Genomic DNA, 21,405 nt, shown 5'->3' with positions numbered 1-21,405 from the left:
GTTGGGACGGGCGGGTTGAGCTAGCCCCGATCAGAATTCGACGAGTCGGATACGGCATCCGGAGACTCGGAATCGCTCGGACCGACAGCTGCCATTCTATCGACGACGACCGTCTTCCCGCGGCGGGAGATGACACGGTCGATGATGATGGCGACGACGGCACCCAGGGCGACGCCCAGCGTGAGGAACGCGAGCAACAGGAATCCGAAGACCTGGGTAGCCCCGAACTCGGCGTTCTCGGGAAACACGACCGTGAGAACCAGGGCCGCGATCGCACCGATCAGGGCGCCGAGGAGTATGAAGTTGAAGAAGCGGGGCGAGCGCCGCACGGTGACGGTGGACGTGTCGACGATCGATTCGCCGGCACTCTCACCGGTGCCGGAATCGGACTCCTGCTCGGGCTGTTGGTCTGAGATCACGCATTCATTCTCGCACGCCAGATCGGTCCTGCGGCTGTGTGTTGGCTCTGCCCGGCGGATGCCAGCCAGCCCGGATGAATGGGATTGCGGTACGCGGGAGCGCGAACATGGACCTCGTCGTGCGGCAGCCGCGGCGGCCGGTGGACGATCCACCACGGCCGAGCCGAGCGCCCCGGTCGCGCCTGTCACAATGACCGCACCTCTCAGGATCCCTTGACCTGTGCGAGCAGTCCAGCGAGCTCGGTCAGTGCGTCATCGGTCAGCGTGTCGAACCATGGTGCGGAGCGTTCTATCGCGAGAGTTTCGAACGCCTCGACCTGGGAACGCGCGACTCCGGTGAGCCTGAGGAGCCGCACCCGTCCGTCCTGGTCGGATGCGAACTGCTCGACCAGGTCATGCTCGCGCAATTGGTCGACGAGTTGAGTGATGGCCCCCGGTGTGACGTGCAACAGTGCGGCAAGCCGGCCCGGAGTGACAGAGTCCTGCGCGTGAGCGAGGACGAAGAGGACATCCAGCTGGGTGCGTGTGAGGACCGTGCTGCCGAACGGAGTCGATCGCGGGCTCGCGATCGACCGCGACAGACGAACGACCGCCGCCAGGACCTCCCCCATCTGCCCGGACCGGTGCGAGGTGAGCAGGTGCGCCGATTGTGTCATGCGCTGATAAACGGCATCTGCCCGATGAAGGTGCGATCCTCCACCTGGGTGAGGATGAAGTCCGCGAGATCATCTCGACTGATCTGGGTGCTCGCATCAACGCCCACCCATCCCACTCGGTAGGTTCCAGCACCCGGCTTCTCGGTCAACCGCGGACCACGAACGACCGTCCACTCCAGCCCGGACGCCTCGAGCACCCGAAGGTGCTGCTCCGCGTCGGCGAGAACATGCCCGGACAGGGTCTTCAGCAAGAACCTGATGACGCGGTCTGCGGGCCCGGGCCGGTCCAGTGGAGCGGTTAGCCCGCCGCCCGACAGGGTGACGATCCGCTTTACTTCGTGCCGCCCCATCGCGTCCACGATGAGCTGGTTGCCCTCGGCCTGCAGGGTCGGCGGCGACCCCTTGACCTGCCCGAACAGGCTGAGCACGGCGTCTGACCCCGCCACCGCCTGATCCACGGCATCCGCGTCCAACACGTCACCGCGAATAACCGTCAGAGCCGGCGACGTGGTGACGAGCTTGGCCGGATCACGCACCAGAGCCCGCACCTCGCATCCCGCGGCAAGAGCTCGCGTCAGCACGCGATGACCGGTCTTACCGGTCGCACCGAACAAAGCAATCACTGTCATGAGAATTAGTTTAGTCGCTAAATGTTGTGATCGGATGATGCTGCCACCGAACCACAACGACGGGGAAAACTCACGAGGGAGAAAAGGGGGAGTCGCGTCCGAGACGGAGGTGGGAGGCGTCAGAGAAGCGGTAGGTGCCCGACCAGGTCGGCGCGCTGGCCGGAGGCGGCGATGCGACCGGATGCGATGCCATCAGCCCACGAGAGCGTTCCGATGGCGAGGGCGAGCCAGGTGGGGGCATCCGTCTCAATGACGTTCGGCGGTGTGCCGCGGGTGTGGCGCGGACCGGCGATGCACTGCACGGCCCCGAACGGCGGCACGCGAACCTCGAGTGTGTTGCCGGTGGCCTTCTCGGCGAGCAGCTGCAGCGTGTACCGAACCGCCAGGGCACGGATGTCTCGGCTCGCCTCACCCTGCTGCGCCGCGTATTCGCGCACCGCCGCGCGCCCCACGCCGTCGTCAATCCTCGCTCGTGCCACGCCACCAGTCTGCCTCCTGTCTGCGGTCCGTGCCGGCCGCCCGCTCCTTGCGCCGCCAGCCCACCCCGCGCGCATGCTGCGTCGCTGCGCGCCTGGCACACCATGCGCGTATCGGTGCAGCATGAGCGCAGCGCTCTTGCGCCAGTGCCCGCTGTCCGCCGCCCGCCGCCCGCGCGGGGCTACGCGGCATCCGCTAATCTGACGGGGTGAAGATTCTGGTCCTCGGTTCCGGTGCCCGCGAGCACGCCATCATCACCGCGCTGCTCCGCGAGGAGCCGCGCCACGACATCGTGGCGGCGCCAGGCAATGCCGGCATCGCCCGGGATGTGCCGGTGATTCCGCTCGACCCGGCCGACCCCGAGCAGGTCACGAACTACGCGAACCTCAACGGCATCGAGCTCGTCGTGGTGGGGCCGGAGGCGCCGCTCGTCGCCGGGGTCGCCGATGCGCTGCGCACCCGGGGCATCCCGGTATTCGGTCCGGACCGGGCCGCAGCCGCCCTCGAAGGCAGCAAAACCTTCGCCAAACGCATCATGGATGCCGCGGGCGTGCCCACCGGACGCGCCGAACGCGCCGGGTCGCTCGCCGAAGCCACGTCCGCACTCGACGAGTTCGGGGCGCCCTACGTGGTGAAGGCCGACGGCCTCGCCGCCGGCAAGGGCGTGCTCGTCACCGTGGACCGTACGGCCGCGATCAACCACGCCATCTACTGGCTTCAGCACGGCAGCGTGCTGATCGAAGAATTCCTGGACGGGCAGGAGGTCTCCCTCTTCCTGCTCAGCGACGGCCACAGCGTGCTGCCGCTCTCCCCCGCCCAGGACTACAAACGCCTCGGCGACGGTGACCTCGGCCCGAACACCGGCGGCATGGGCGCCTATTCGCCGCTGCCCTGGCTCGACGCCGAATTCGGCAGTGAACAGGCTTTCGTAGACGAGGTCATCGAAACGATCGCGTTGCCCACGGTGCGCAAGCTCGCCGCCGAGGACACCCCCTTCATCGGTCTGCTCTACTGCGGCCTCATTCTCACGACCGAGGGCATCCGGGTGATCGAATTCAACGCCCGATTCGGCGACCCGGAGACCCAGGTGGTTCTACCGCGCCTGGTCACGCCACTGTCGGGTCTGCTGCTCGCGGCCTCCACCGGCGGCCTTGGCGGCCTGGCCCGCCCGGTATTCTCGGCTGACGCCTGCGTCACGGTCGTGCTCGCGAGCGAGAACTATCCGGATGCGCCGGTCACCGGACGCGCTCTCACCGGCCTGGCCGCGGCATCCGCTGTGCCCGGCGTCAGTATTGCGCATGCGGCGACGGCCGTCGTCGACGACACCCTCGTGTCCACCGGCGGACGCGTGCTCAGCGTCGTCGCGGTCGGCGACGGCTTTGCGGATGCCCGCGCCCGCGCCTACGAGGCGCTCACCCTGATCACGCTTGAGGGTTGCCAGTTCCGCACCGACATCGCGGCCCGCGTCGCCGCTGTCGCCCGCTGAGCCCGCGTCGCCGGTGTCGCCCGCCGAACCCGCGTCGCCGCTGTCGCCCACTGAGCCCGCCGAACCCTCGTCTCACTGGCCCGGCTGAGCTGTCGCCGCCCGCTGAACCCGCGTCTCACTGGCCCGGCTGAGCTGTCGCCACCCGCTGTTTCCGTGGCCAACTCAGGAGATCCATTCGGCGAGCGCTGAGAACACCCGAGAACACCAGGCCGGATGACACCGGCAGCGCAGATCTCCTGAGTTAGCCCCTCCCCCTGGGATCCTCGGCGCGGAAGCGCGGCACGCCGCGGGCGGCACGAGCCCGGCACGAGCCCACGCCGGCACCGCGTTGGCGCGGGCACCGGCCGGTGCGCAAGAATATAGCCGTGACCGCACTAGACCAGCCCGCCGCATCCGCTCTGCCCGACCTGCCGGGATGGCGTCACGCCTACTCGGGCAAGGTGCGCGACCTCTATGTTCCGGATGCCGCGGCCGACCTCGCGACCGCCGCACGCGTGCTCGTGGTCGCCAGCGACCGCGTCAGCGCGTTCGACCACGTTCTCGAGCCCGGCATCCCGGGCAAGGGCGAACTGCTCACCACTCTCAGCCTCTGGTGGTTCGACCAGCTCGTGGGCTTCCCCAACCACCTCGTGCCGGACCACACCGTCAACGGGGCTGTGACCAGCCTGCTCCCGTCCGCCGTTGCCGGGCGCGCCATGCTCTGCAAGACCCTCGACATGTTCCCGATCGAATGCGTCGTGCGCGGGTACCTGACCGGATCGGGCTGGAAGGAATACCAGTCCACCCAGACGGTGTGCGGCATCCAACTGCCTGCCGGCTTGCAGAACGGCGACCGCCTGCCCGAACCCATCTTCACCCCGGCGTGGAAGGCCCCGATGGGCGAGCACGATGAGAACATCTCGTTCGAGCGCACGGTGGAGCTGGTCGGGGCCTCCGTTGCCGACGAGCTGCGCCGCCTGTCGCTGGAGATCTTCGGCCACGCCTCGGCGATCGCCGAGAAAGCCGGGGTCATCCTGGCCGACACGAAATTCGAGTTCGGCGCCGACCGCCTCACGGGCGCCATCACGCTCGCCGACGAGGTGCTCACCAGCGACTCGAGCCGCTATTGGGACGCCTCGCTCTGGCAGTCCGGCACGACCCCGGAACAACGGATGGCCAGTTTCGACAAGCAGATCGTTCGCGACTGGCTCGCGGCCAACTGGGACCTGACCGGCACACCGCCGGCACTTCCGGCGGAGATCATCGGGCAGACCGCGGCCCGTTACCTGGAACTGCTGGCGCGGCTGACGCACGCGGCTTCCGCGGCCGGCGCGGCGTAGGCGAGGCCGGCGCGGCGTCGGCGCGGCTGCGGTGGCCCGCGTTTCTCCGCGGGCACCGCACCGTCGCTGGGCTTCCCCGCAGCCGGGCGTGCCGTCGCGAGGCGTCACGGCCCGGCGGCCACGGGCCGCAAACTGATACGCTCCGGCCATGCGAATCAAGATGTGCAGCGTCCACGTGAACGATCCGTCCGCCGCGTTCGACTTCTACACGTCCGTGCTCGGATTCGAGAAGCTGATGTCCATGCCGGAGCACCAGCTGTACATCGTGAAGTCCCCGGAAGACCCCGACGGGGTCGGCCTCCTCCTCGAGCCGAGCGACAACAAGGTCTACCAGAAGTACGCTCAGGGCATCCGCAGCCTCGGGCTGCCGGCCATCGTGTTCGGCACACCGGATGTGCAGGCCGAGTACGAGCGACTCCGCACCCTGGGCGTTCAGTTCGCCGGCGCCCCCAGCACGGATGCCTACGGCACCTCCGTCATCTTCGACGACACCTGCGGCAACCTGATCCAGCTCCACGAAGACGAGCAGTAGCGAGCGCCCGGACTGCTGGGTCGCGTTCTGCGCTCCGACCCGCTCCCGACTCCCGATCCCCCTACAACTCCCGACTCCACCTCCCGACTCCAATCTGGGGCTAACTCAGGAGATCCCGACCAAGGCCGTCCCCGGGGCCACTGTTTCCGCGGCGGATGGCGTCCGATCGCGACCGTGCCGCCGGATCTCCTGAGTTAGCCCCCGCCACGCGGCGCACGACCGGAATACCGAGCCCGGATCATCCGTTGGGGCCAGTGTGAATCGATTTGCGAACGATCTGCTGCCCGCATCCACCGGCATGGGCGCGGTGACCCTGCGGGTGGGCGACCTCGACGCCATGATCACGTATTACCGCGACGCGGTGACCCTCGAGCTACAGAGCCACGAGGGGCCGGTCGCCGTGCTCGGGCGCGGAACCACACCGATCGTTGTTCTGCAGCACGCCCCGGAGCTGGCCGCCGCCGAGCCCCGCTCGAGCGGGCTGTTCCACACCGCCATCCTCTTCGATACGCAGGCGCAGCTCGCCGCGGCCGTCTACTCGGTGGGCACAACGCATCCGGGATCGTTCACCGGCAGTGCCGATCACCTGGTCAGCCAGGCCTTCTACTTCACCGACCCGGAGGGCAACGGCATCGAGCTGTACTGGGACCGCGACCGCACCGAGTGGAGCTGGACCCACGGCCAGGTCGAGATGGCCACCCTATACCTCGACCCGAACACCTTCATCGGCGAGCACCTGACCCGGGACGGTCAGGCGCATCCGTCGGTCGGCAACGCCATCGTCGGGCACGTGCACCTTTCCGTCGGCGACGTGGGCACGGCCCGCGAGTTCTACGTGGACCGCCTCGGCTTCGAGGCGACGGCGACCCTCGGCGGCCAGGCCCTGTTCGTCTCGGCCGGCGGCTACCACCACCACATGGCCATGAACACCTGGAACAGCGCCGGCGCCGGCAAGCGCCGACTGGCCCTCGGGCTCGGCGAGGTCGATATCATCCTGCCGGGCTCCGACGACATCGGCGCCCTCAACGAACGGATGTCCCACTTCGGCGTGCAGACCCGTCACGACGGGCAGACCCTCGGCTTCGACGACCCGTGGGGCAACCAGATCGTGGTGCGCACGAAGTAGCCCGCGGTCCGCACGGCGTCAGCGCGGCGCACCCCGCCGACGCCGAACGCAGATGTCCTATGCGCCGGCTCCCGGCGCCGCACCCGTGCCGCGGGAGGCCACCCGGGTGGCACGGCGGCTCAGGCCGTGCACGGCCGCCTGGTATTCCTTGGCTCCAAGCGGACGTCCCGGCAGCTTGGGCCGGCCCCGGTCGACGGCCCGCAGCCCGTCGAGCACGATCGACAGCTGGCGCCGCCACTGGCCGGTGTAACCGCCGCCAAGGGTGCCGAGCGAGCCCACCATGGTGACGAGGACCGCGAGGTCGACCGCATCGACATCCGTTCGGAGGTCGCCGTCGCGTTTGGCCTGCGTGACGAGGGCCGACAGCACCGCTTTGAACGAGGCCGCCTTGCCGCGCGCCGGGTCGACCGTCTCCATGCGCTTGAGGATGGGCGGCAGCGACGGGTCGGCGACGAGCCACTCGGCGACGCGTTCGGTGTAGACGACGATGCCGTCCCACGCGGTGGGGGCAGCCGCGATCTCGTCGCGCACCGAGGCCAGCTCGGCGAGGGAGATGTCGTGCAGGGCCCTGACCAGGTCGTCCCGGGTGGAAAAATTGCGGTACAGCGTGGCTACGCCCACGTCGGCGCGGCGGGCGATCTCCTCCAGCGAAGCGTCAACGCCGTGCACCGCGATCAGTGCCCGCGCCTCAATGAGGAGACGCTCACGGTTCTGCCGGGCGTCACGCCGTCGAGGCTGCGCCCCATCCTGCGGGGTCGATTCGGGCGAAGTCATGACCCTGAGTCTAGGTCCCGAACCTTGGCATCGCGGAGGCTCACCTCCACGCCTCCCCCTGGCAGGTGTCAGCCAGTTGCGCCGGGCCGGGGCTGTCCCGCACAATGCAGTCAGCACCCGAACGAAACGGAGCACCATGTCGGTCGAGCACAACACCCGCGAGTTCGATCCCGAGATCGTGACGGATTTCCGGGAGCGGATGAGTTACGGCTCCTACCTCGATCTGGACACCCTGCTCGGTGCGCAGAAGCCGGTCAGCTCACCCGAGCACCACGACGAGCTTCTGTTCATCATCCAGCACCAGACCACCGAGCTCTGGCTGAAGCTCGTGCTGCACGAGCTGCGCGCCGCGACCGCGTTCCTGCGCCAGGACCAGATCGCCCCGGCCCTCAAATGCATCGCCCGGGTCAAGCACATCCAGCGCACCCTGACCGAGCAGTGGTCGGTGCTGGCCACGCTCACGCCCAGCGAATACGCCGAGTTCCGGCATTTCCTGGGCAACTCGTCCGGGTTCCAGTCGTATCAGTACCGGGCCGTCGAGTTCGCGCTCGGCAACAAGAACCGGCGCATGCTGAGCGTGTTCGAGAGCGATCCGGATGCTCACGCGATCCTCTCCGAGATGCTTGCGGCCCCCAGCATCTATGACGAGTTTCTGCGCTACCTGCACCGGCAGGGGTTCGCTATCCCGGCACCCGTGCTGGAGCGCGACGTCACGGAGGCGTGGGTGCTGCATCCGGAACTCGTGGCCACCTTCCGCGGGATCTACGAGAACGCGGGCGAGCACTGGGGTGCCTACGAGGCCTGCGAGGAACTCGTCGACCTGGAGGACAACTTCCAGCTCTGGCGGTTCCGTCACCTCAAGACCGTGCAGCGCATCATCGGCATGAAGACCGGTACCGGTGGGTCGAGCGGGGCCGCCTTCCTGCAGAAGGCGCTCGAGCTGACCTTCTTCCCCGAGTTGTTCGCCGTGCGCACCGAACTCGGCACATGAGGCACGGATGACCGGCGGCCGGCCAGGCGGATCGGTGCCAGGCGGATCGGTGCCGGGCGAACCGGTGCCGTGCGGATCGGTGCCGGGCAGGACGGTCGGCAGGACCGTCGGCAGGACGGTCGGCAGGACCGTGCTCCTGGGCTTCCTCGATGCGCATGTGCACCTCGCGCTGATCGACCCGGCCCCGCTCACCGCGGCCGGCATCGCCCGCGTGCTCGACCTCGGCGGGTGGACGCCGCCGAGGTCGACGCTTCCGGTCGAGTCCGACCCGGGTGCTCGACCTCGGCGGGTGGAGGTGGGCGCGGGAGAGCCCCAGCGAGCGGGGCGTCCCGCGAGCGCGGTCCTTCCCGAGACCGTGTTCGCGGGGCAGTTTCTCGCCGCGCCGGGCGGCTACCCGAGCGAACGGTCCTGGGCCCCGGCAGGCAGCGTGCGCTTCGTGGCCCAGGCAACGGATGCCGCGGCCGCCGTCGACGACCAGCTGGCGCTCGGGGCATCCGTGATCAAGGTCACGCTGAACGGCGACGCCGGGCCAGTGCTGCCGCGCGCGGTTCTCGCGGCCATAGTCGGGCACGCCCACGATCGCGGGGCCCCTGTTCTCGCCCACGCCGAGGGGGCCGGCCAGGCGCTCCGCGCGTTCGAGGCAGGGGTGGACGCCCTGGCGCACACGCCGTTCAGCGAGCGGCTGGGCGACGAGGTGATTGCGGCCATGGCCAGGCGAATGGCATGGATCAGCACCCTCGACATCCACGGCTGGGGCGAGCCAACCGACGACTTCGATCGCGCGGTCGACAATCTGCGCCGCTTCCACCGGGCCGGCGGACAGGTGCTCTACGGCACCGACCTCGGCAACGGCCCGCTGCCGCTCGGGCTGAACCGGCGGGAGATCAACGCGCTGCTCGGCGCCGGCCTGAGCGGCGACGACGTGCTGCGGAGCCTGACCATGGGAAACCTCGGCGGCTTCCGGACCGTGCTGCGCGGCCCAACAGGCAGCGAGCGCCTGGTCACGGTGCTGCGTGGCAAGCGCCCGGCCGACCCGGCCGCGTTCAGCGCCTGGCTCGGCACCGCCCGGGCGATCAGCCCGGCCGACCTCGGCGACCTCGGCGACCTCGGCGACCTCGGCGACCTCAGCACCCTCGACCCGCCGGATTCCTGAGCGCACCCCCGACCGCATCCACCGCCGCACGGCCGTCCGCGCTTTCCGTAGTCGCGCGGTCACCCGCGTGGGTGGGATACTTCCAGCGCGGCACGGTGTCGGCGAGTCCCCGGGAAGCGCGCATCGCTGCGAGAGATGGCTGCCCATCATCCGTTCGACCTCGAGGAATCCAGATGACCCCCCACACCGACACCAGCCCCGCCGGCAACGGCAGCCAGGATGCCCAGCTCGCCTTCGCCCGCCGGATGGACCGCATCGACGGGCTCGGACACTACCGGCGGCAGTTCGTCGGCATCGAACCCGACAGCGCTACCGGCGCGACCGGGCACACCCCGAGCCTCGTCGCCTACCTCGACGGCAACTCCCTCGGCCGGCCCACCCTGGCCAGCGTGGCCCGCATCACCGAGTTCCTCACCCACGACTGGGGCACCCGCCTGATCCGCGGCTGGGACGAGGCCTGGCTGGACCTTCCGCTGAAAATCGGCGACGACATCGGCCGCGCCGCCCTCGGTGCCGCGCCCGGCCAGGTCTTCGTCGGCGACTCGACCACCGTGCTGCTCTACAAGTTGGCGCGGGCGGCCGTCGACTACCTTCGCGTCGACGCGGAACCGACGCGCACCGAGATCGTGCTGGACACCGACAACTTCCCCACCGACCGTTACCTGCTCGAGGGCATCGCGGCCGAACGTGGCATGACGCTGCACTGGATTCACTCCGACCCCGCGAGCGGCGTCACAGTGGAGCAGGTGCGGCAGGCCGTGGGCCCGCAGACAGTGCTCGTGCTGCTCAGCCACGTGGCCTACCGCTCCAGTTTCCTTGCCGATATGCGCGAGATCACCGCGGTGGTGCACGCCGCGGGCGGCCTCGTGCTCTGGGACCTCAGCCACTCGGTCGGCTCCGTGGTGGTCGAACTCGACCTGTGCGACGTGGACCTGGCCGTCGGCTGCTCCTACAAATACCTGAACGGCGGCCCCGGCGCCCCCGCGTTCGCCTATGTGCGCAGCGACCTGCAAGACGTTCTCACCCAGCCGATTCAGGGCTGGATGGGAACGAAGGATGTCTTCACGATGGGCCCGGGGTATGTGCCGGCCGACGGCATCCGTCGTTTCATGAGCGGAACCCCGCCGATCGTGGGGATGCTGGCCATGCAGGATTCGCTCGCGATGATCGAGGAGGCCGGCATCGACCAGGTGCGCGCCAAATCGGTGGCGCTGACCGAGTTCGCGCTGACCCTCGTGGATGCCTGGCTTGCCCCGATGGGCGTGACTGTGTCGTCGCCGCGAGAGCCCACGCACCGCGGCGGTCACGTGACCGTGAACCACCCCGCCATGCGGCAGGTGACGCAGATTCTGTGGGAGCACGATGTGATCCCCGATTTCCGCATGCCCGACGCACTGCGCATCGGCCTGTCCCCGCTGAGCACAAGCTTCGTCGAGACCTTCGAGGGGGTCGCGGCGATCCGGGACGTGCTGCGCGGTGTGCTGCTCGGGCAGAGCGGGCTTGCCGGCGGAGCCAACGGTGGTCTCGGCACCGGCCTGGGCACCGGCCTGGCCGGTGCGCTCGGCGGCCCGGGGGTCGGCCTGTAGGATCGTGGAATCCACCCCCCGACGCCTCCGGAGTGAGCTATGCCAACAATCGTCGTAGAAGTTATGCCCAAGGCCGAGCTGCTCGACCCGCAGGGGAAGGCCGTCGCCGGCGCCCTGGGTCGCCTCGGCAAGACCCGTTTCACCAGCGTTCGCCTGGGCAAGCGGTTTGAACTCACCATCGACGGCCACGTCGACGACGCCGTGCTCGCCGAGGTGCAAGAACTCGCCGACACCGTGCTGTCCAACACGGTGATCGAGGATGTCATCGGCATCCACGTGCTGGAGGCACCCGCCGGAGAGACGCACTGATGCGCATCGGCGTCGTCACGTTCCCCGGTTCGCTCGACGATCGCGACGCCGCGCGCGCGATCCGCTTGACCGGCGCCGAGCCCGTCGCCCTCTGGCACGGCGAGCACGACCTGCACGGCGTGGACGCGCTCGTACTGCCCGGCGGCTTCAGCTACGGCGACTACCTGCGCTGCGGCGCCATCGCGAGCCTCTCTCCGATCATGGCGGAGGTCATCAGCGCGGCCAACAGCGGCATGCCCGTGCTCGGTGTCTGCAACGGCTTCCAGATGCTGACCGAGGCGCACCTGCTCGAGGGCGGCTTGATCCGCAACGACCACGGCTCGTTCATCTGCCGCGACCAGAAATTGCGCGTCGAGAGCGCCCTCACCGACTGGACCGGTGGTTTCGCGGCCGGCCAGGAGATCACCATCCCGCTCAAAAACGGCGAGGGCGGCTTCATCGCCTCCGCCGACACGCTCGAGCGCCTCGAGGGTGAGGGCCGCGTGGTCGTGCGCTACGTCGGCATGAACCCGAACGGCTCACTCAACGACATCGCCGGCATCAGCAACATGCGCGGCAACGTCGTCGGTCTGATGCCGCACCCCGAGCACGCGGTCGAGCCGGGCTTCGGCCCCGACACCGTCGACGCCATGCGCAGCGGCACCGACGGGATCACCTTCTTCACCTCCGTGATCGAACGGATGCTCGTCAGCGCGTAACAGCGTCCGCACCATGCGGTTGTCGGCGCGCCGGAGCGCCGGCGCGCTAGCCTGTCAGGGTGACGTCTAACAGCGGTGTGCGTGTGGGTGCCGCTGTCCGAGGGATGCCGCCTGGCTACTTCGCGTTGGTCATGGCCACGGGGATCATCTCGGTCGGGATGCACCTGATCGGCGTCCAGACGCTCAGCTTCATCCTCATGGTCGTGTGTGCCGCGGCCTACCTGATTCTCGTGGCGCTTACCGGGTGGCGGCTCATCGCCTATCCCGCGGCCTTCCTTGCGGACATGCACGATCCCCACCGCGGATTCCAGTTCTTCACTTTCGTCGCCGGCACCAACGTCCTGGCTGCCCGTCTCGCCATCGAGGGCTGGTTCGGCCTGGCGACAGTTCTCCTCGGGGTGTCCGGAATCACCTGGCTGTTGCTCGGCTACGCTCTCCCGTGGTTCGCGGTCCTGGGCCGCAGCGTGCGCCCCGTGCTCAACGCCGCGAACGGGACCTGGTTCATCTGGGTCGTCGCCAGCCAGTCGGTCGCCGTCGTGGCGGCCTCGTTGGAGCCCGTGTCGGGCGATGCCAGGGCACTGCTCGCAGTCCTCGCGATCTTGTCCTGGTCGGTGGGCATCTTCCTCTACGGTGCCGCGGGTGTTTTCGTATCCTTACGGCTGGTGCTCTATGACATCCGGCCTGAGCAGTTGGACCCGCCCTACTGGGTGTCTATGGGCGCGTGCGCGATCACGGTGCTGGCCGGTGCCCGCATCGTCGAAATGGCGGACGCCCCGATGGTGACCGCGACCCGGGGGCTCGTTGCGGGCGTCTCCGTCATGTTCTGGGCGTTCGCCACCTGGCTCATCCCCGTGCTCATCGCGGTGGGGTTCTGGCGTCACGTCACACACCGAGTGCCACTGCGCTACGAAGCGACGCTGTGGAGCATCGCATTTCCCGTCGGGATGTACGCGGTCGCCGGAATCTACCTGGGCCAGGCCGATGACCTTCCACTGGTCGGGCAGATCGGGACCGTCTCACTCTGGGTGGCTCTCGTGGTGTGGTTGGTCATGTTCACCGCGATGGTCCGCCAGCCGCTGCGGGCAGGTGGACTGTTTCGTGGATCCCCTGACCCGCGGCACCTGACCGTTGAGCCCGCAGTCACCGACCAACCGAGAAAGTGAGAACCGACCCGTGCAGAAAATTTCGATCGAGGCGTTCGCCCGCGAACACCTGAAGGCAGCCGCAGCCGGCACCAGTGGTCGCGCAGCCGGAACGGTCTTCGGCGGCCACGAGAAGGTGATGCGTCAAACCGTCATCGCGCTGCTGGCCGGGATCTCCCTGAGCGAGCATGAGAATCCGGGTGAGGCGACGGTCTATGTCCTCAGCGGGCGCGTGCGGCTAAGAGCCGGCGACGACGTCTGGGAGGGGCGCGCCGGTGATTTCCTGATCGTTCCGGACGCACGGCACAGCCTTGAGGCGGTCGTAGATTCCACGGTCCTGATGACCGTTGCCAAGAAGGGCTAGAACGCCAGATCGAGGACCGCCGCGACAGGCGCGCAGCGGTCCCCCGTGCCGGTGATCAGGCGATGATCGTCCACGGGTTCTCGATCAGTCGGGTCAGCGTTTGCAGGAACTGTGCGGCCACAGCGCCGTCGATGATCCGGTGGTCCGCCGACAGGGTGTAGCGCATCCTGTGCCGGGCAACGATCTCGTCCCCGACCACGACAGCCTCGCGGGCGGTGCCGCCGACGGCCAGGATCGCCCCTTCGGGCGGGTTGATGATCGCGGTGAACTGCTCCACACCGAACATGCCGAGGTTGCTGATGGTGAACGTGCCGCCCGACATCTGACCGGCTGTGAGCTTCTTGGCGTTGGCCAGGGAAACGAGCTGCTTGGCTTCCGTACCGAGCTGGCTGACGGTCTTCTGGTCCGCGTCCTCGATCACGGGAACCACGAGGCCGTTGCCCGAGGCGACAGCCACACCGATATTGACGCGGTGGTGCACCAGCATCTCGACGCTCGCGTCGTCGATGTAGGACGCGTTGACCTCGGGGTGCTCGCGGAGGGCGAGCGCGCTCGCCCGAATCAGCAGGTCGTTGATGCTCACCTTCGGCCGACCGGCCTGAACGAGTTGCGTGTTCAGCTCGGTGCGCAACTGCACGAGGTTCTCGGCGTCGGCCGCGGCGGTGACGAAGAAGTGCGGAATGGTGCGGGCGCTCTCACCCAGCCGCCGCGCGATGATGCGGCGCATGTTGCTCAGCGGGATCGCCTCGGACGCGCGCTTGTCGAGGGTGTCCGGTGAGGGTGCGGCGGCTGCCGCGCTCGGAGCGACCACGGTCGCGTTAGGGACGGCGGAGTCGGCACCGGGCGCGGTCGCCTGGGCGAGCAGTGCGTCGGTATCCGAGCGGATGATGCGGCCGCCGGGGCCCGTGCCGCGCACCTGGCTCAGGTCGAGATGGTTTTCCCGCGCGAGCTTGCGCACCAGCGGTGACGCGAAGAGGCGCTCACCGCGCCCGGCGGCGTTCCCGTCCGCATTGCCATCGATCGGAGGAACTGCCGGTGCGGCCTCGGCCGCCGGCGTAGCCGCCGGTGCGTCGGCAGCGGCGGCCGGCGTCGCCCCCGGCATGACACTCGGCTTGCCGTCGTCCAGCAGTGCGATGGGCTCGCCGATGGAGACCAGCTTCCCCTCTGCCACGAGATGCTCCGAGAGTGTGCCGGCCTCGTAGGCTTCGTACTCCATCGTGGCCTTATCGGTCTCGATCTCGACGAGCAGGTCCCCGACCTCGACCCGGTCACCGGGCTGCTTGTGCCAGATCGCGATCGCGCCTTCCTCCATCGTGTCGGAGAGGCGGGGCATTGTGATTTCGATCATGATTTTTCACCCATCGGGTAGCGGCGGCGACCGACGGCGTCGAGGGTCTGACGGATGGCGCCGATGACGTCCTCCGCCGACGGCAACGCGGCCGTCTCCAAAGGTTTTGAGTACGGGAGCGGCACCTCTGCCATCGCGACGCGTCGAACGGGCGCGTCCAGGTAGTCGAAGGCGCCATCGGAAATCGTGGCCGCGATCTCAGCGCCGATTCCATAGGTCAGCCAGTCATCCTCGAGGATGACGGCGGCATGCGTCTTCTTGACGGACTCCACAACCGTTTCGCGGTCCAGTGGACGCAGACTGCGCAGGTCGATGACCTCGATGTCGAGGCCGTCCGATTCCGCGAGCTGCGCCGCGACCTGCGACGCGACGTGGGCCATCCGTGAATAGCCGATCAGAGTGATGTCGCTTCCCTTGCGGGTGACGGCAGCCTTGCCGATTTCGGCCGACACGTCGCCGTCAGGCACCTCGCCCTTGATGTTGTAGAGCGACAGGTTTTCCAGGAACAGCACGGGGTCATCGTCCCGGATCGCCGCGATCAGAAGCGCCTTGGCGTCGGCCGGCGTGCTGGGTGCGACGACCTTCATCCCGGGGACGAAGGCGTAGAAGAGCTCGATGTTCTGCGAGTGGGTCGCACCCAGCTGCTGTCCGCCGCCACCCGGCGTGCGGATGACGAGAGGCACTCGGGCCTGTCCACCGAACATGCCGTAGATCTTGGCGGCGTGGTTCACGATCTGGTCGAGCGCGAGCAGGGAGAAGTTGATGGTCATGATCTCGACCACGGGGCGGAGCCCGAGCATCGCGGCGCCGATGGCGGCACCGGTGAAACCCTCTTCGGCGATCGAGGTGTCCCGCACGCGCTTCTCGCCGAACTCGTCGAGCATGCCCGCGGTGATCTTGTACGCGCCTTCGAAGAGACCGATCTCCTCACCCATCAGGAACACATTCTCGTCACGCAGCATCTCGGAACGCAGCGTGTCGTGCAGTGCCTGGCGATAGGTCATGATGCTCATTGGTTGACTCCGTAGTCGGGGATCGGTGCCGGCTCGAACAGAGGCTGCCCGGGCAACCGATGGGAGTCATTGGCCACGGCTGTGGCGTAGGTGTAGTCGAACAGGGTCGACACATCCGGGAACGGGCTGTTCTCGGCGAACGCCGCCGCCTCGGTTGCCTGAAGGGTTACTTCCTCGTCGATCTTCGCCAGTTCCTGCTCGTCAAGCAGACCGTCCGCGACCAGCTTGGCGGCGAAGGTGTGCACCGGGTCTCGTTCCTTGACCAGGGACATCTCCTCGTCGGAGCGGTACTTGGCCGGGTCGACGACGGAGTGCCCACGCAGTCGTTCCGTCACGACCTCGAGAAGGAAGGGCTTACCGCTGCGAGCCTGAGCAACGGCACGCTGGGCGGCCTCGAACACGGCGACGGGATCGAGCCCGTCGACGCGTTCCGACGCCATCCGGTACGCGGATGCGCGCTTGTAGAGGTCCGGCTCAGCCGAAGCCTTGTCGACCGTGGTGGCCATTCCCAGCCTGTTGTTGATGATGACGTAGACGATCGGAAGGTTCCAGAGAGACGCGATGTTCAAAGACTCGTGGAATGCTCCGATGTTCGTGGTGCCATCGCCCATCGTGCACAGCACGATCTCGTCGCCGGCGCGGTAGTCGATGGCCAGGGCGGCCCCCGTCGCCAGCGGGATCTGGCCGCCGACGATGCCGTAGCCGCCCAGCATCCGCTTCTCGAAGTCGAACATGTGCATCGAGCCGCCCCACCCCTTGGACACCCCGTCGGATCGGCCGTACAGTTCGGCCATCACCCGGTTGGGGTGGATGCCGCGGGTGATCGCGTAGCCATGCTCGCGGTAGTTGGTGAAGAGGTAGTCGCTCGGGCGCAGCGCGGACATGAGCCCGACGACCGCAGCCTCCTCGCCGAGATTCAGGTGGCAGTAGCCGCCGATCAGCGCTTGCGTGTAGGCCCGTGCGGCTCGCTCTTCGAACCGGCGGATGAGCATCATCTGGCGGTAGAACCCGGTCAAGAGTTCCCGGTCGGCCGGGGAGACATCGGGTTTTGCGCCCGGGGTCGGCCGATCCGGGGAGGTGGTTGGTCGGGACTGAGTCGCCACGGATGTACGCGCTCGAGTGGTCATGAAAGAACTCCCTGCTCGGCCTTCGTGAGGTCGGAGATCGAAGAGTCGCATCGAATTTTAATGATACGAATTAGTTTCATTCTACATCCGAGAGTACGTTTGCGTTTAACGTTTTTTTGAAGATCCGAAGGGCCGGACATGGACTCAGCGACCCCAGCGAGCCCGGTTCGCAAGCGCGGCCGACCCACGGAGGCGGGGCGCGTCGAGCGTCGAGGCCAGATCCTCGACGCCGCGTTGCCGGTCTTCCTCGAATATGGCTTCGGCAAGGCGACGGTGGACCGGATTGCCGCCGCGGCCCGCGTCACCAAGCGCACGATCTACACCTACTTCGGTGACAAGGATGGCGTCTTCACCGAGATGCAGCGACGCCTGGCCGCGAACGTGAGTGGCGAGCCTCTCCGCACGGAGACGCTGGAATCACTCGCCGCGCGTATCGTGTACGGGTTGCACTCGGCCCAGATGATCGGACTACACCGCCTCGTGATCGCCGAGTCGCTGCGTTTTCCCGAACTCGCCCGACGGCTGCACGACAACGGCGACATGCGCCACATCGCGCGCCTCGCAGACCACATTCGGGCCGAGCACGGCCAGGCGGCCGCTGCCCATGCCGAGCAGCTCTACGCACTGCTGCTGGGCGAAGACTACCGGCGGCGGCTGCTCGGGCTGCTCGAACCGGTGACCGCCGCCGAGGCCGCGGTCCACGCTCGGTCCGCGCTGGCCGTCATCCAGTTGACGACGGCGAGCCCCCTGTCCGGCGCCGCATCGGCAGCGGGTGCGCCGAGTCCGTGATGACGACCCGGTCGTCGATCCTGCCCTGGCGCATCTCGTCGAGGACGTCGGTCAGCTCCTCGAGGCGGCCAGTGGCGACAGCCGGGTGGAACACTCCACGGTTGTGGAAATCAGGGCTTCGACAAGGTCACGGCGGGTGCCCCCGATCGAACCGCGAATGGTGAGGCCCTTGAGCACGATGTCGAAGATCGGCGCCGACAGCCCACCGCCGTCAGGCAGCGATGGGCCTCAGCTGCAGCCGCTCGTGCTGCCACAGCTTTCGCAGACGTAGCACGAACCGGCCGGACGCATGGCGGTGCCGCACGACATGCACAGCGGCGAATCCAAGCTGAGACCCTGCTGAGCCTCGAGTAGTTCCGCCGAGGAATGCACCGCTCGAGTCGCCCCTGCAGGCGGCTGGGCCGGAGGCAGCACCTGGCTCGGTGGCGCCGTTTCCGTTGCTTCAGAGCCACCCGCATCGAGCTGGGAAACGCGCTCGGCGGTCGTGAAGATCCCCATCGACGAGCGCGTGGCGAACGGCAGGTGGTCCAGGGCCAGGCGGCGGAAAATGTAGTCCATCATCGACTGCGCCATCCGGATGTCCGGGTCATCGGTCATCCCCGCCGGTTCGAAGCGCAGATTGGTGAACTTCTCGACGTAGGTCGGCAGCGGCACCCCGTACTGTAGGCCGATCGAGACCGCGATGGAGAATGCGTCCATGACCCCGGACAGAGTAGAACCCTGTTTGCCCAGCCGGAGGAAGATCTCGCCGAGTTCGTCGTTGGGGTACAACCCCGCCGTGAGATGCCCCTCGGCGCCGGCGACGGCGAAGGACGTGGTGATCGACGTGCGGGACTTCGGAAGTCGCCGCCGGATCGGCGACGCGGGCTGCACGACCGGCACGGACGCCGGGGCGGCCTTGCCGTCCGATAGGGGCTGACCGACCTTGCAGTTGTCGCGGTAAATGGCCACCGCCTTGAGCCCGAGCTTCCAGCCCTGGAAGTAGACCTCCTCCACTTCGTCGACCGTTGCGCTCTGCGGGAGGTTGACGGTTTTGGAGATGGCTCCGGAGAGGAACGGCTGAACCGCGGCCATCATGCGCACGTGGCCCATCGGCGCGATGGCCCTCTTTCCCATGGCGCAGTCGAAGATCGCGTAGTGTTCCGGTTCGAGCCCGGGGGCACCGATGACCTGTCCGTGCAGGGCGATGTGTTCGACGATCGCTTCGGCGGCCTCCTGCGGGTACCCCAGGCCGCGCAGCGCTCGGGGCACGGTCTGGTTGACGATCTGCATGGAGCCGCCACCCACCAGCTTCTTGAACTTCACCAGTGAGAAATCCGGTTCGATTCCCGTGGTGTCACAGTCCATCATGAAGCCGATCGTGCCGGTGGGAGCGAGAACACTGGCTTGCGCGTTTCGCCAGCCGGACACCTCCCCCAACATCAGGGCCTGCTGCCAGGCCGCCGACGCCCGATCATGGATCTCGCCGCTCATGCCACCCGAGGTCTGCAGGGCGATGTCGGCTGCCTCGTGCTTGCGCATGACTCTCGTGTGGGCCTCCGCATTGCGCGCGAAGCCCTCGTACGGGCCAACCACCCCGGCCAGTTCGGCCGAACGCCGGTAGGCGGTTCCGGTCATCAGGGAGGTGATCCCGGCGGCCACGGCCCTGCCCGACTCGGAATCGTAGGCGTGACCGGCGGCCATCAGGAGAGCACCGAGGTTGGCGTAGCCGATGCCCAGCTGGCGGAACGCGCGGGTCGTCTCACCGATGGCCGGCGTCGGGAAGTCGGCGAAGCAGATCGAGATGTCCATCGCCGTGGTGATCAGCTCGACCGCCCGAACGAAGGCATCCGTGTCGAACACGTCCTCCCCCGGGACGGCGTCGGCGCGCAGAAACTTGAGCAGATTGAGCGAGGCCAGGTTGCAGGACGAGTTGTCGAGCGACATGTACTCCGAGCAGGGATTCGACGCCGTGATCCGACCCGATTCGGGATTGGTATGCCAGTCGTTGATGGTGTCGTCGTACTGGATTCCCGGGTCGGCGCAGTCCCACGCCGCTTGGGCGAGTTGACGGAACAGGCCCGGTCCGTGCACTGACTCGATCTCGCTTCCGTCCTGCCGGGAGGTGAGGGAGAAGCTGGTGCCGTTTTCCACGGCTCGCATGAACTCGTCACTGACCCGAACGGTGTTGTTGGCGTTCTGGTACTGCACGCTCGCCATGTCCGCACCGCCGAGGTCCATGTCGTAGCCGGCATCCCGCAGAGCACGGATTTTGCCTTCCTCCCTCGACTTGGCCTCGATGAATTCCACGATGTCCGGGTGGTCCACGTCGAGCACCACCATTTTGGCAGCACGCCGGGTCGCCCCGCCGGACTTGATCGTGCCCGCGCTGGCATCGGCGCCGCGCATGAACGAGACGGGCCCACTGGCCGTTCCGCCGGAGGAGAGCAGTTCCTTGGAGGAACGCAGTTGGGACAGGTTCACCCCCGCCCCAGAACCGCCCTTGAAGATCATCCCCTCATCGCGGTACCAGCCGAGAATGGACTCCATTGTGTCCTCGACCGAGAGGATGAAGCAGGCGCTGACCTGCTGCGGCGATGGCGTCCCGACGTTGAACCACACCGGGGAGTTGAACGAGAAGACCTGATGCAGGAGCAGCCAGGTCAGTTCCGCACCGAAGACCTCCGCGTCGCCGTCCCCGGCGAAGTACCCGTTCGCCGACCCGGCAACCACATACCGCGTGACCACCCGGTCGAGCAGCTGCTTGAGGCTGGACTCCCGCTCGGGCGACCCGATGGCCCCGCGAAAGTACTTGGTGCTCACAATGGTGGAGGCGTTCGCCGACCAGGTGTCCGGGAACTCGACACCCTTCTGCTCGAAGACGGTTTCGCCATTCTTCCAGTTCGTCTGCACGACATCGCGAAGCTCCCAGACCACCTCGTCGTACGGGTGGACCCCGGGCGTGCTGAAGTGGCGCTCGATGGCCAGTCCGGCACTATGCGCACCCTGATCGCTTCCGTCAGACCCGGCTTCGGCGTTCTGATTCCTGCTACTCACGTTCGCTCCCCACTCTCGACACCCGAATGCCGAATTACTACCAGTGGGCGTCAACTCCTCAGTGAACCACTACATGTAGTGATTGTGTTTTTCTGCTTCGGCTCGGGCGTGTCCTCGACGGGCAGTGCTGCAGAAAAAAGCCCGCCTGGCGGTGCGGAGCAGGGCTGCACGCACAGGCCGGCCGATCAGTGCCGCGCCGTCGGCCAGGACGACGGCCCGCATCAGATCCCCACCAAAAAACGTTGCGCTGCTGAAGGGGAAAATCTGAGCCCCGCGGCGCAACCACGTCGATAGAGGGGTGGTGTTCCGTGCGGTGTGCAGCATCCCGACGGTGGCCGGGCACCCGCGCACCGACGGCAGACAGTCGCACCGGCACGCGAATGCATGAAACGATGGATTTGTCCGGTACCGGCCCAGCTTCGTCAACCTAG

Annotated in this window: 21 protein-coding genes and 1 pseudogene; 12 read left to right on the top strand and 10 right to left on the bottom strand. The window is 67.7% G+C overall.

Annotation, left to right across the window (positions count from 1 at the left end; translation table 11 throughout):
* Positions 1 to 20: 20 nt before the first annotated feature.
* The 4 genes from E3N86_RS16970 to E3N86_RS00400 all read right to left on the bottom strand — a co-directional run bounded on the left by E3N86_RS16970 (position 21) and on the right by E3N86_RS00400 (position 2,183).
* The gene (locus E3N86_RS16970; protein WP_174842983.1) at positions 21 to 419 is read right to left on the bottom strand and encodes a hypothetical protein; all 399 of its coding nucleotides are present in this window, start codon (positions 417 to 419) and stop codon (positions 21 to 23) included.
* A 203-nt stretch (positions 420 to 622) separates the two neighbouring features.
* Positions 623 to 1,075 carry a MarR family winged helix-turn-helix transcriptional regulator gene (locus E3N86_RS00410; protein WP_134511096.1) on the bottom strand — a complete coding sequence of 151 codons (453 nt, stop codon included), beginning with the start codon at positions 1,073 to 1,075 and terminating at the stop codon, positions 623 to 625.
* Positions 1,072 to 1,704 carry an NAD(P)-dependent oxidoreductase gene (locus E3N86_RS00405; protein WP_134511095.1) on the bottom strand — a complete coding sequence of 211 codons (633 nt, stop codon included), beginning with the start codon at positions 1,702 to 1,704 and terminating at the stop codon, positions 1,072 to 1,074. Before E3N86_RS00405 ends, E3N86_RS00410 begins: the two co-directional genes overlap by 4 nt.
* A 119-nt stretch (positions 1,705 to 1,823) precedes the next feature.
* On the bottom strand, positions 1,824 to 2,183 hold the full coding sequence (locus E3N86_RS00400; protein ID WP_134372374.1) for a sterol carrier family protein: 360 nt from the start codon (positions 2,181 to 2,183) through the stop codon (positions 1,824 to 1,826).
* Between the two features lie 206 nt (positions 2,184 to 2,389).
* Here E3N86_RS00400 and purD point away from each other — a divergent pair, with 206 nt between their 5' ends.
* The 4 genes from purD (at position 2,390) to E3N86_RS00375 (ending at position 6,644) form a co-directional block, all read left to right on the top strand.
* Complete coding sequence (purD, locus tag E3N86_RS00395) at positions 2,390 to 3,667, top strand: phosphoribosylamine--glycine ligase (protein ID WP_134511094.1); 1,278 nt, start codon at positions 2,390 to 2,392, stop codon at positions 3,665 to 3,667.
* 398 nt (positions 3,668 to 4,065) lie between these two features.
* Positions 4,066 to 4,986 carry a phosphoribosylaminoimidazolesuccinocarboxamide synthase gene (locus tag E3N86_RS00385; protein ID WP_134342005.1) on the top strand — a complete coding sequence of 307 codons (921 nt, stop codon included), beginning with the start codon at positions 4,066 to 4,068 and terminating at the stop codon, positions 4,984 to 4,986.
* A gap of 148 nt (positions 4,987 to 5,134) precedes the next feature.
* A complete protein-coding gene (locus tag E3N86_RS00380) occupies positions 5,135 to 5,518 on the top strand; it encodes a VOC family protein (protein WP_104099457.1) in 384 nt (127 codons plus the stop codon).
* A gap of 298 nt (positions 5,519 to 5,816) precedes the next feature.
* The gene (locus tag E3N86_RS00375; protein ID WP_104099465.1) at positions 5,817 to 6,644 is read left to right on the top strand and encodes a VOC family protein; all 828 of its coding nucleotides are present in this window, start codon (positions 5,817 to 5,819) and stop codon (positions 6,642 to 6,644) included.
* 57 nt (positions 6,645 to 6,701) lie between these two features.
* Here E3N86_RS00375 and E3N86_RS00370 read toward each other — a convergent pair whose 3' ends face one another.
* Positions 6,702 to 7,418 carry a TetR/AcrR family transcriptional regulator gene (locus E3N86_RS00370; protein WP_166784956.1) on the bottom strand — a complete coding sequence of 239 codons (717 nt, stop codon included), beginning with the start codon at positions 7,416 to 7,418 and terminating at the stop codon, positions 6,702 to 6,704.
* Between the two features lie 136 nt (positions 7,419 to 7,554).
* On the opposite strand from E3N86_RS00370, the gene kynA reads away from it, so the two are divergent.
* The 7 genes from kynA to E3N86_RS00335 all read left to right on the top strand — a co-directional run bounded on the left by kynA (position 7,555) and on the right by E3N86_RS00335 (position 13,661).
* Positions 7,555 to 8,409, top strand: a complete 855-nt coding sequence (kynA, locus tag E3N86_RS00365; protein WP_134372368.1) for a tryptophan 2,3-dioxygenase — start codon at positions 7,555 to 7,557, stop codon at positions 8,407 to 8,409.
* Between the two features lie 130 nt (positions 8,410 to 8,539).
* Positions 8,540 to 9,562, top strand: a complete 1,023-nt coding sequence (locus E3N86_RS00360; RefSeq protein ID WP_134511092.1) for an amidohydrolase — start codon at positions 8,540 to 8,542, stop codon at positions 9,560 to 9,562.
* 173 nt (positions 9,563 to 9,735) lie between these two features.
* Positions 9,736 to 11,148 carry a kynureninase gene (locus tag E3N86_RS00355; RefSeq protein ID WP_134511091.1) on the top strand — a complete coding sequence of 471 codons (1,413 nt, stop codon included), beginning with the start codon at positions 9,736 to 9,738 and terminating at the stop codon, positions 11,146 to 11,148.
* Between the two features lie 39 nt (positions 11,149 to 11,187).
* Entirely contained in the window at positions 11,188 to 11,457 is a 270-nt protein-coding gene (gene purS / locus E3N86_RS00350) for a phosphoribosylformylglycinamidine synthase subunit PurS (RefSeq protein ID WP_104099452.1), read from the top strand.
* The gene (gene purQ / locus E3N86_RS00345) at positions 11,457 to 12,155 is read left to right on the top strand and encodes a phosphoribosylformylglycinamidine synthase subunit PurQ (RefSeq protein ID WP_134511090.1); all 699 of its coding nucleotides are present in this window, start codon (positions 11,457 to 11,459) and stop codon (positions 12,153 to 12,155) included. The genes purS and purQ overlap by 1 nt, the downstream gene beginning before the upstream one ends.
* Positions 12,156 to 12,214: 59 nt before the next feature.
* Positions 12,215 to 13,318: a tellurite resistance/C4-dicarboxylate transporter family protein gene (locus E3N86_RS00340; protein ID WP_134511089.1), complete on the top strand. Its 1,104-nt coding sequence runs from the start codon at positions 12,215 to 12,217 to the stop codon at positions 13,316 to 13,318.
* Between the two features lie 10 nt (positions 13,319 to 13,328).
* Positions 13,329 to 13,661, top strand: a complete 333-nt coding sequence (locus E3N86_RS00335; protein ID WP_104194316.1) for a cupin domain-containing protein — start codon at positions 13,329 to 13,331, stop codon at positions 13,659 to 13,661.
* A gap of 55 nt (positions 13,662 to 13,716) precedes the next feature.
* Here the strand turns inward: E3N86_RS00335 and E3N86_RS00330 are convergent, their stop codons facing one another.
* From E3N86_RS00330 to pdhA, 3 genes are read right to left on the bottom strand one after another with little or no spacing between them, the layout of a single operon-like run.
* Complete coding sequence (locus E3N86_RS00330; protein ID WP_174842981.1) at positions 13,717 to 15,009, bottom strand: dihydrolipoamide acetyltransferase family protein; 1,293 nt, start codon at positions 15,007 to 15,009, stop codon at positions 13,717 to 13,719.
* Positions 15,006 to 16,022 carry an alpha-ketoacid dehydrogenase subunit beta gene (locus E3N86_RS00325; RefSeq protein ID WP_104099447.1) on the bottom strand — a complete coding sequence of 339 codons (1,017 nt, stop codon included), beginning with the start codon at positions 16,020 to 16,022 and terminating at the stop codon, positions 15,006 to 15,008. Before E3N86_RS00325 ends, E3N86_RS00330 begins: the two co-directional genes overlap by 4 nt.
* Positions 16,019 to 17,149, bottom strand: a complete 1,131-nt coding sequence (gene pdhA, locus E3N86_RS00320) for a pyruvate dehydrogenase (acetyl-transferring) E1 component subunit alpha (RefSeq protein ID WP_134341990.1) — start codon at positions 17,147 to 17,149, stop codon at positions 16,019 to 16,021. Before pdhA ends, E3N86_RS00325 begins: the two co-directional genes overlap by 4 nt.
* Before the next feature lie 138 nt (positions 17,150 to 17,287).
* On the opposite strand from pdhA, the gene E3N86_RS00315 reads away from it, so the two are divergent.
* The gene (locus E3N86_RS00315) at positions 17,288 to 17,938 is read left to right on the top strand and encodes a TetR/AcrR family transcriptional regulator (protein ID WP_134341991.1); all 651 of its coding nucleotides are present in this window, start codon (positions 17,288 to 17,290) and stop codon (positions 17,936 to 17,938) included.
* Here E3N86_RS00315 and E3N86_RS17175 read toward each other — a convergent pair.
* Positions 17,871 to 18,145, bottom strand: a pseudogene (locus E3N86_RS17175) (hypothetical protein); the annotation flags it as partial. The gene E3N86_RS00315 and the pseudogene E3N86_RS17175 sit on opposite strands and share 68 nt — an antisense overlap.
* Before the next feature lie 21 nt (positions 18,146 to 18,166).
* Positions 18,167 to 20,974 carry a vitamin B12-dependent ribonucleotide reductase gene (locus E3N86_RS00305; protein ID WP_134401845.1) on the bottom strand — a complete coding sequence of 936 codons (2,808 nt, stop codon included), beginning with the start codon at positions 20,972 to 20,974 and terminating at the stop codon, positions 18,167 to 18,169.
* Positions 20,975 to 21,405 lie beyond the last annotated feature (431 nt).

It is taken from the genome of Cryobacterium sp. Hz7 (assembly GCF_004402815.1).
In the GTDB taxonomy this organism is placed as follows: Bacteria; Actinomycetota; Actinomycetes; order Actinomycetales; family Microbacteriaceae; genus Cryobacterium; species Cryobacterium sandaracinum.
This window is presented reverse-complemented; position numbering and strand designations above follow the sequence as displayed.

Bases quoted from the DNA above. Each gene is read 5' to 3' on its own strand.
- E3N86_RS00410 (WP_134511096.1), bottom strand. From the start codon at position 1,075: ATGACACAATCGGCGCACCTGCTCACCTCGCACCGGTCCGGGCAGATG.
- E3N86_RS00405 (WP_134511095.1), bottom strand. From the start codon at position 1,704: ATGACAGTGATTGCTTTGTTCGGTGCGACCGGTAAGACCGGTCATCGC.
- E3N86_RS00380 (WP_104099457.1), top strand. From the start codon at position 5,135: ATGCGAATCAAGATGTGCAGCGTCCACGTGAACGATCCGTCCGCCGCG.
- E3N86_RS00375 (WP_104099465.1), top strand. From the start codon at position 5,817: ATGGGCGCGGTGACCCTGCGGGTGGGCGACCTCGACGCCATGATCACG.
- E3N86_RS00370 (WP_166784956.1), bottom strand. From the start codon at position 7,418: ATGACTTCGCCCGAATCGACCCCGCAGGATGGGGCGCAGCCTCGACGG.
- kynA (WP_134372368.1), top strand. From the start codon at position 7,555: ATGTCGGTCGAGCACAACACCCGCGAGTTCGATCCCGAGATCGTGACG.
- E3N86_RS00355 (WP_134511091.1), top strand. From the start codon at position 9,736: ATGACCCCCCACACCGACACCAGCCCCGCCGGCAACGGCAGCCAGGAT.
- purS (WP_104099452.1), top strand. From the start codon at position 11,188: ATGCCAACAATCGTCGTAGAAGTTATGCCCAAGGCCGAGCTGCTCGAC.
- purQ (WP_134511090.1), top strand. From the start codon at position 11,457: ATGCGCATCGGCGTCGTCACGTTCCCCGGTTCGCTCGACGATCGCGAC.
- E3N86_RS00330 (WP_174842981.1), bottom strand. From the start codon at position 15,009: ATGATCGAAATCACAATGCCCCGCCTCTCCGACACGATGGAGGAAGGC.
- E3N86_RS00325 (WP_104099447.1), bottom strand. From the start codon at position 16,022: ATGAGCATCATGACCTATCGCCAGGCACTGCACGACACGCTGCGTTCC.
- pdhA (WP_134341990.1), bottom strand. From the start codon at position 17,149: ATGACCACTCGAGCGCGTACATCCGTGGCGACTCAGTCCCGACCAACC.
- E3N86_RS00315 (WP_134341991.1), top strand. From the start codon at position 17,288: ATGGACTCAGCGACCCCAGCGAGCCCGGTTCGCAAGCGCGGCCGACCC.